This is a genomic window from Nocardiopsis eucommiae, from assembly GCF_965344335.1.
Taxonomy (GTDB): Bacteria; Actinomycetota; Actinomycetes; order Streptosporangiales; family Streptosporangiaceae; genus Nocardiopsis; species Nocardiopsis eucommiae.
The window spans coordinates 19,206-27,325 of sequence record NZ_CBDRIY010000059.1 but is presented as its reverse complement, the minus strand read 5'-3'; the positions used below and the strand labels follow the sequence as shown (position 1 = coordinate 27,325).

At 73.4% G+C, this 8,120-nt stretch carries 5 protein-coding genes; 1 reads left to right on the top strand and 4 read right to left on the bottom strand.

Features of this window, described 5'->3' with window-relative positions; genetic code table 11:
* Nucleotides 1–88 precede the first annotated feature (88 nt).
* Together ACRWK8_RS25335 and ACRWK8_RS25330 are read right to left on the bottom strand one after the other, a co-directional pair.
* Nucleotides 89–1,897 (bottom strand): phosphoenolpyruvate carboxykinase (GTP), encoded by a 1,809-nt coding sequence (locus ACRWK8_RS25335; RefSeq protein WP_378738296.1) that lies wholly within the window; start codon nucleotides 1,895–1,897, stop codon nucleotides 89–91.
* 315 nt (nucleotides 1,898–2,212) lie between these two features.
* A complete protein-coding gene (locus tag ACRWK8_RS25330; RefSeq protein ID WP_378737654.1) occupies nucleotides 2,213–3,115 on the bottom strand; it encodes a universal stress protein in 903 nt (300 codons plus the stop codon).
* A gap of 235 nt (nucleotides 3,116–3,350) precedes the next feature.
* Here ACRWK8_RS25330 and ACRWK8_RS25325 point away from each other — a divergent pair, with 235 nt between their 5' ends.
* Nucleotides 3,351–4,079: a DUF998 domain-containing protein gene (locus ACRWK8_RS25325; RefSeq protein ID WP_378737656.1), complete on the top strand. Its 729-nt coding sequence runs from the start codon at nucleotides 3,351–3,353 to the stop codon at nucleotides 4,077–4,079.
* Nucleotides 4,080–4,214: 135 nt separating this feature from the next.
* Here ACRWK8_RS25325 and ACRWK8_RS25320 read toward each other — a convergent pair whose 3' ends face one another.
* A complete protein-coding gene (locus ACRWK8_RS25320; protein WP_431873080.1) occupies nucleotides 4,215–5,807 on the bottom strand; it encodes a tetratricopeptide repeat protein in 1,593 nt (530 codons plus the stop codon).
* Nucleotides 5,808–5,893: 86 nt separating this feature from the next.
* The gene (locus tag ACRWK8_RS25315) at nucleotides 5,894–8,023 is read right to left on the bottom strand and encodes a HelD family protein (protein WP_431873079.1); all 2,130 of its coding nucleotides are present in this window, start codon (nucleotides 8,021–8,023) and stop codon (nucleotides 5,894–5,896) included.
* Nucleotides 8,024–8,120 lie beyond the last annotated feature (97 nt).

Genomic DNA, 8,120 nt, shown 5'->3' with positions numbered 1-8,120 from the left:
CCCCCCCCCCCCCCCCCCCCCCCCCCCCCCCCCCCCTCTCGTGAGGTGACCGGCCGTTCGCGCGGTGGTGGACCGGCCAGGGAAGGCGCTACTTCTCCAGACGGCTCAGCAGCGCGTGGTACTCGTCCCAGAGCTCGCCGGGCAGGTCGTCGCCGAAGGTCCGGAAGAACTCGGGGACCAGGGCGGCCTCCTGCTTCCAGACGTCGGTGTCGACGTCGAGGACGAACTCCATGTCCTCGGCGGATACGTCCAGGCCCTCGGTGTCGATGCCGTCGGCGGTCGGCAGGTAGCCGATCGGGGTCTCGACGGCGGCGGCCTCACCCTCCAGGCGGTCGACGATCCACTTGATGACGCGGCTGTTCTCACCGAAGCCCGGCCACACGATCTTGCCGTCGGCGTTCTTCTTGAACCAGTTGACGTAGAAGATCTTCGGCAGCTTGGACGCGTCGGCCTGCTTGCCGATCCGCACCCAGTGGGAGAAGTAGTCGCCCATGTTGTAGCCGCAGAAGGGCAGCATCGCGAACGGGTCGCGACGCAGCTCACCAACGGAGCCCTCCTGGGCGGCGGTCTTCTCGGAGGAGACGTTGGCACCCAGGTACACGCCGTGCTGCCAGCTGAAGGACTCCGACACCAGCGGCACCGCGGTGGCCCGGCGGCCGCCGAAGAGGATCGCGGAGATCGGGACGCCCGCGGGGTCCTCCCACTCGTCCGCGATGGTCGGGGCCTGCCCGGCCGGGGTGGTGAAGCGGGAGTTCGGGTGGGCGGCGGGCTCACCGGACTCGGGCGTCCAGGGACGGCCCTTCCAGTCGGTGAGGTTGGCCGGGGCCTCCTCGGTCAGGCCCTCCCACCACACGTCGCCGTCCTCGGTGAGCGCGACGTTGGTGAAGATGCTGTTGCCCCAGAGGGTCTCCACCGCGTTGGCGTTGGTCTTGGCGCCGGTGCCGGGAGCGACGCCGAAGAACCCGGCCTCGGGGTTGATGGCGCGCAGCTGGCCGTCGGCACCGAAGCGCATCCAGGCGATGTCGTCACCGACCGTCTCGACCTTCCAGCCGGGAATGGTCGGCTGGAGCATGGCCAGGTTGGTCTTGCCGCAGGCGCTCGGGAAGGCGGCGGCGACGTAGTGGGACTTCCCGGCGGGCGAGGTCACCTTGAGGATGAGCATGTGCTCGGCCAGCCAGCCCTCGTCGCGGGCCATCACCGAGGCGATGCGCAGCGCGTAGCACTTCTTGCCGAGCAGGGCGTTGCCGCCGTAGCCGGAGCCGTAGGACCAGATCTCACGGGTCTCGGGGAAGTGCGAGATGTACTTGGTGGAGTTGCAGGGCCAGGCGACGTCCTGCTGGCCGGGCTCCAGGGGCGCGCCGACGGAGTGGACGGCCTTGACGAACTCGCCGCGCTCCTCGATCAGGCGCAGGGCGGCGTCGCCCATGCGGGCCATGATGCGCATGGAGACGACGACGTAGGCGGAGTCGGTGATCTCGACGCCGAGCTGGGAGATGTCGCCGCCCAGCGGGCCCATGCAGAAGGGCACGACGTACATGGTGCGACCGCGCATGGAGCCCCGGAAGACCTCGCCGAAGGTGGCGCGCATCTCGTCGGGGGCGATCCAGTTGTTGGTGGGACCGGCGTCCTCCTTCCGCTCGGAGCAGATGAAGGTGCGGTCCTCGACCCGGGCGACGTCCGTCGGGTCCGACGTGCAGTAGAAGCTGTTGGGGCGTTTCTCGGAGTTGAGACGGGTGAAGGTGCCCTGCTCGACCAGCTGGTCGGTCAGGCGTGTCCACTCCTCCTCGGAGCCGTCACACCAGACGACCTCGTCCGGCTGGGTGAGCTCCGCGACCTCACGAACCCAGGAGACGAGTTCCTCGTTCTTGGTCGGGGCGGCGCCCACATCAGTACCCACGTCAGCAGTCACAACGGCTCCTCATCGAACTTACGAGATCCCTCGCATCATGAACGACGAGTGCCGAAGCTGACCAATTGGACTAGGCCAATGGTCTATACGCATAGGGCCGACGGGACTGATTCCACTGCACAGCAGGGGATTCGGGTGGTTCGGGTCCCTGCCGCGACGTGTCCCCGCACGCCGTGCTCCGGTACTGATCGGAGCCGCTTTCCCCTGTACGGAGGGCAGGAGCACACCCGGAGACGACACACGGTGCTCTTAGTCACACAACGGGCGCGGGGAGCGGAACCCCGGAATAGACCTCTGCTGGGCTCAGCGGACGATGGCGACCGGCCCGCGGGCCCCGTGCAGGACCGAGTGGCTCACCGAACCCAGCAGCAGCCCCCGGAAACCGCCGCGCCCGCGCGATCCCACCACGACGAGGTCGGCCGGGGTGGCCTCCTCCAGGAGCGCGACCACCGGGTGCGCGCGCACCACCCGCGTGTGGACGCGGACCCCGGGGCGCAGCAGGCGCGCCTCGGTGAGCTCCTCCTCCAGGGCCTGCCGGGCCGCCTCGGCGGCGGTGGCGTCGTCGAACAGCTCGGGCGGGATCGGCCCGGTGGCCGCCGCGAAGGCCACCAGCGGCTGCCACGCGCTCACCGCGACCAGGTCGGTGTCGGCGAACTCCGCCTGCGAGAAGGCGAACTCCAGGGCGTGGCGGCTGGGCTCCGAGCCGTCCACCCCCACGATCACCCGGCTGCGGACCCCGTGCGCGGACGCGTGGTCGCGGGGCAGCACGATCACCGGAACGGGGGAACGAGCGGCGAGTTCGATGCCGACCGACCCCACGAAGGCGGCGGCGATCCCGCTGAGGCCGCGCGAACCCACCACCACGGCCACCGCCCCCGGGTCGGCGGTCTCCGTGAGCAGCGCCTCCGTAGGGCGGGAGAAGGAGACGCGGGTCTGGACGGCGAGCTCGGGGAACAGCCGGGACACCCAGTCGCCCGCGTGGTCGAGCAACCGTCGGGCGCCCGCTCCGGGCCCGTCCTCGACGCGTTCCTCCGCACCGCCCCAGACCCCGAGGTCCTCGGTGACGAGTGGGTTCGCCGCGGCGACGATCCGCACCCCGAGACCACGGAGCGAGGCCTGGTGCGCGGACCACTCCAGGGCGTGCCTGCTGGAGTCGGTGCCGTCCACCCCCACGATCACCCATCGCGTCGTGGTTGCGCCGTTCATCACGTGCGCCCTTCCGTAGGTCGTCGATACCCGCGCGGCTCCGGACCTACCGGCCGGTGCCCCGTGGTGTTCCACGATGATGCCGCGCGAACACGCACCCGTGGATAACAGTGCCGCCGCGAGTTGGCTGACGTAGGGTCCCAGAACGGCCCGTGTCCCCGCGACGACGGAACGTGGGGGCGTCCTGGTGCGTCCGAGAGTCATACACGAGTCAGCTGCGGAGACTGGGGGCGCGATGACGAACTCGAACACCGCGACACTGCACTGGGACCACCGGGACGGGCGTGTCGCCGCCGTGGTCGCGTCCATCGTCTACAGCCTGTGGGCCGTCGAGGTCGTCCTCCCCGCCGGACCGGGCACGGCCGCCGGGGCCCTCGCGGACCCCCACTCCACGCTGGGGCAGTTCCTCGACAGCGCGCACCGGACCGCCGCGATCCTGGTGATCCTCGCGGCCGGGCTGGGCCTGGCTCTGGGCGCGCGGCGCCCGCGCCGCTGGCTGACCGTCTCCTGGTGGTCGATGGCCGTGTTCGGCGCGGCCTCGCTGGCCGCCTCCCTGCTGCCCGGCCGGTGCGTGGTGTCCACGGACGCCGCGTGCACGGTCGAGTCGCTGGTGGAGGGGGTCCGGGGGGCGACGGTCGTCCAACCGGTGCTGGCCGTGGTCGCCACCCTGGCCGCGCTGCTGGCCTCGGCCGCGCTGACCTGGGACCGCAGGCGGGCCGGGGAACGCGCCTGGGCGGTCCTCGCGGTGATCACGCTGGCCCAGGCGGTGGCCGCCGTGGTGGTCCTGGTGCTGGCCGCGCTGGTGTACGCCGCCTCCGGGGACGGTTCGCCCGGGGTCGCCCTCGGCCTGGCCGAGCGCGTCCACCTGGTGACCGTGGCCCTGTGGCTCCTGGCGGCGGGGGCCGTGCCGGGACAGTGGAAGCGTCGGCGCAGGCTCAGCGACACCGGTCACCCGACCAACTGAACCGCTGGCTGTCGGGACGCGGTCGGCGGGGCTGGGGCACCCCGGGACCGGGCCGTCGCGGTTCGGGGGTGCGGGGTCCGGGTCCGCGCGGATCCGGCTCCCGGGGCTCGGGGGCGCGGGCGCCCTCTCCTTCTCTCACGCGGAACGGCGCTCCTCTCCCCCGCACACGAACCCGAGCCACTCGGTGTAGGCCTCCAGCGCGGCCCGGGTACCCGGCGCGCCCGGCCCCAGGTCACGCTCGCACTCCCGGTGAAGTTCCCCGAGCCGCGCCAGGGCGGTGGCCTCGTCCGAGCCCAGGGTGATGACGAGGGCCCGGAGCATCACGGTCAGCCCGTGGTCGGGGCCCAGCGCCCGGCGGAAGTCGTCCAACAGCGCGGCGATCCGCCGACGGCCCTCCTGCCCCCGGAGATCGCCCTCGGCGGCCAGCCGCAGGCGCACCAGGAGCACGTTCGGATGGAGCGGGCCCAACTCCCGTTCCCAGCGCTCCCGCAGTTCCCGCTGGACGGCGATCGCCTCGGAGTCGCCCCGGGCCTCCAGGACGAGCGCCCGGGCGAAGAGGGTCGCTGGGTGGTCGTCCCCATGGAGCCGACACAGGAGGGGAAGCAACGCCTCGGCCTCCGCGAGGGCACCGTCCAGGTCACCGGTGACGACCCGGGTGGTGGCCGCCAGGAAGCGGGCCTCCACGGTGGCCTCGTGCTCCGCTCCCAGGACCCGCTCCAGGTCCCCGAGCGCCCCCTCCGTCTCGCGGCCGACGCCCTCGGTGTCCGCCAGGAGGAACATCAGGCGGGCCCGGCCGACGCGGGCCAGCAGGGTGAGGCGGTGGTCCGCCGAGAGGTGGCGTTCGAGGTCGGGGAGGAGCTCCCTGTAGTCGCGTTCGGCGGCAAGCAGGTCTCCGGCGCGGATCCGGTGGTGGGCGAGCAGGCGACGGGTGTTGAGGACCTCGCGGTGGTGCGCGGGCTGGACCGTCTCCCGCGCCGCGAGGAGTTCCGCGCAGGCCCCGGCCGCTCCTTCGTGGTCGCCCGCCTCCGCCCGCCAGCGCACGAGCTGGACCCGGGCGGCGAGGGTGTCGGGGTGCCCGGGCCCGTGCACCCGCTCCCGGGCGGCGACCTGGTCCGCGCAGGCCCGGGCCGCGCCGATCGCGTCACCCGCCCGCGCGTGCCAGCGGACCAGTTCGGCGCGGGTCTCCAGGACGTCCTCGTGGTTGGGCCCGAGGGCGCGGCGCCGGCGGGTGAGGAGTTCGGCGTAGGCCGCGACGGTCGCGGAGGCCCGGCCGGTCTTCCCCGTCCACCAGGCGAACCGTTCGTAGGCGGCCAGTGCGCCCGGGTCGTCGGTCCCCCTGGCCTGCCCGACCGCCTCCGCCAGACGGCCGTAGCTGTCGGCCGCCAGGTCGGTGAGGTCGGACTCGCCCCACAGGCGGGCGATCTCCGCCTGCAGGGCGAGCATGTGCGGGTGCAGCGGCCCGGCGCTGTCCGAGAGCCGGCCGGCCGCGCCGCTGAGGCCGATCGCCGCCCCGGCCGGGTCGTCCTCCCGCTCCTGGCGGAGCGCCATGTGCACGCGCAGGGTCAGGGCGTCGGGGTGGTCGGCCCCGAACCGCTCCCCGGCCTCCTCGTACAGCGCCCCGAGCTCGTCGGCGGACCCGCGCTCGACGGCCCCCCGCACCCGCCGGTCGAATCCCTGGTCCCCGGTTCCGACCGGCGTCCGCAGTTCGTCGAGGACGACACCCCTCATGCTGTTCCCCCTTCGCGCGTCCGTCCCCAGTTCCGACGACGGAACCGGCCGCGGGGTTGCACCCACCTTCCGAGGAACGGGTCGGATCAGGCGAGGGTGTCGGGAAGCGGGCGGGTGTGCACCACGTGCAGGGAGCTCACCGCGCGGGTCAGGACCACGTAGAGGCGGTTCACGCCGCGTTCCTCGGCCTCGACGATCGCGGCGGGTTCGGCCACCACCACCGTGTCGAACTCCAGGCCCTTGGCCAGGCTGGCGGGGACGGCCACCAGCCGGGCGCCGTCCATCCCGGCCTCACCCAGGAGGGGGGCGTCCACGCCCTCGGCGGCGAGGGCTTCGCGCAGCTCGGGCAACTGGTGGTCGGCGGCGATCAGGCCCACCGACCCCTCCCCTCGGAGCGCGCCCCGACAGGACTCCGCCAGCGCCGGGGCGATGCCCTCGGTGGCGGGGACCAGCCTGAGGGCGCCCGGGGAGCGGCGGACCGCGACCGGTGCGCCCAGCCCAGGGGCGATGGAGGGCAGGAGCCGGGCGGCGAAGTCGATGATCTGCGCCGGCACGCGGTAGCCCCGGTTCAGGGCGTGCAGGTGACCGGTGGGCTTTCCCAGGTGTTCCAGCAGCGTCGTCCAGTTGCGCGCCGCCGAGGGACTGGTGCCCTGGGCGATGTCCCCGAGCACCGTGAGCGAACCCGCCCCGGCACGGCGGCCGATCGCCCGGCACTGCATGGGGCTCAAATCCTGTGCCTCGTCCACGACCACGTGCCCCAGCCCCGGGACGCGTTCGATCAGCGCCGTGGCCTCGTCCACCAGGGCCAGGTCCTCCTGCGACCAGAGCGCCGACTTCGGCCCGCGGGGGCGACCCGGCAGGAGCAGGACCCGCTGCTCCTCCTCGGTGAGCAGGCCCTCGGCCGCACGCGCCAGCCGCTCGGGGTCGGTGAGCAGCCCCAGCACCATCCGGAGCGGGTCCACCTTGGGCCACAGGGCCGTGACGGCGGCGCGCACCGCCGGGTCCCGCCGCACCCGGGTGTGGGTCCGGTCGTCGCAGACCTGGCCCTCGGCCTCCATCAGGGTGAGGACCGCGTGCGCCATGCGGTGGGAGAGGAGTTCGCGGCCGGACCCGTAGGCCACGCCGCGCTCCGCGAGTTCGTCCAGCAGAGGACGCAGGTCCTCGGGGTACAGCCGCCAGCGGCGCGATCCCTGGCGGACCATGACGGTCTCCTCGGGGGCCCGCAGGTGCGCCCACAGGTCGCGGCGGAGCACCTCGGCCATGACGGCGGAGCCCTTGGTGCGCGCGGCCTCGGGGGTCTCCGTCCGGCGGACCCACCCCCGGGCGGGCCGCAGCCGCTCCGGGAGATCCCGGGTGAGCAGCTCCTCGACGGTGGTCTGGTGGACGTCAACCTCGCCCAGCGCCGGGAGCACGTCCTGGATGTACGAGAGGAACGCGCGGTTGGGCCCGATGATCGCCACACCCGAACGGGACAGGCGCTCGCGTTCGCTGTAGAGGAGGAAGGCGATGCGGTGCAGGCCCACGGCGGTCTTGCCGGTGCCGGGGGCGCCCTGGACGCACAGGGTGGTCTCCAACGGGGCCCGGACCAGGACGTCCTGTTCCGGCTGGATGGTGGCGACGATGTCACGCATGGGGCCGGTACGGGGACGCTCGATCTCGGAGTTGAGGAGCGCGCCGCCCGGCGCGGCCTCGGGGGCGTCCGGGCCGGTCATGAGGTCCTCGTCCTCGAACGCGGTGAGGACCGACTCGGGCTCGCCGTCCTCGCCGGTGACGGTGCCGAACCCGTAGCGTCGGCGGACCCGGACGTCCATCCGGTCGCCGGGCGAGGCCTGGTAGTACGCGACGCTGATCGGCGCGCGCCAGTCCAGGACCACGGGGCGGCCCCGGCCGTCGTGGACGTGGCGGCGGCCGATGTGGACGCGGTCGGGGTGTTCGGAGGGGGTGTCGTCGAGGAAGACGGTGCCGGGCTCGAAGTCCATCCGCCCGAAGTAGAGGGGGGCGCCGGGGACGTCGGCCAGGGCCGCCAGGCGGCGTTCGCGCCCGCGCCGCAGGGCGGCGTCGGTGACCTTGTCCTTGGCGGCGTCACCGAACAGGAGTTCGGTGGCGTCGACCGTCTCGCGCATGCCGCGCAACGCGGCGCGGGCGTCGGTGAGCGCCCGCCGTTCGGCGATGATCTCGGGGTCGGCGGGCACGGTCGAGGGATCGTTCGTGGTCATGGGGACCTCGTGGTTCGGCGGGACAGGACGCGACCTCACGCGTGCGCGCGGTCCCGCCCCGGTCGCCGCGAGGGCCCGGTTCGTTCCGATCCATGAG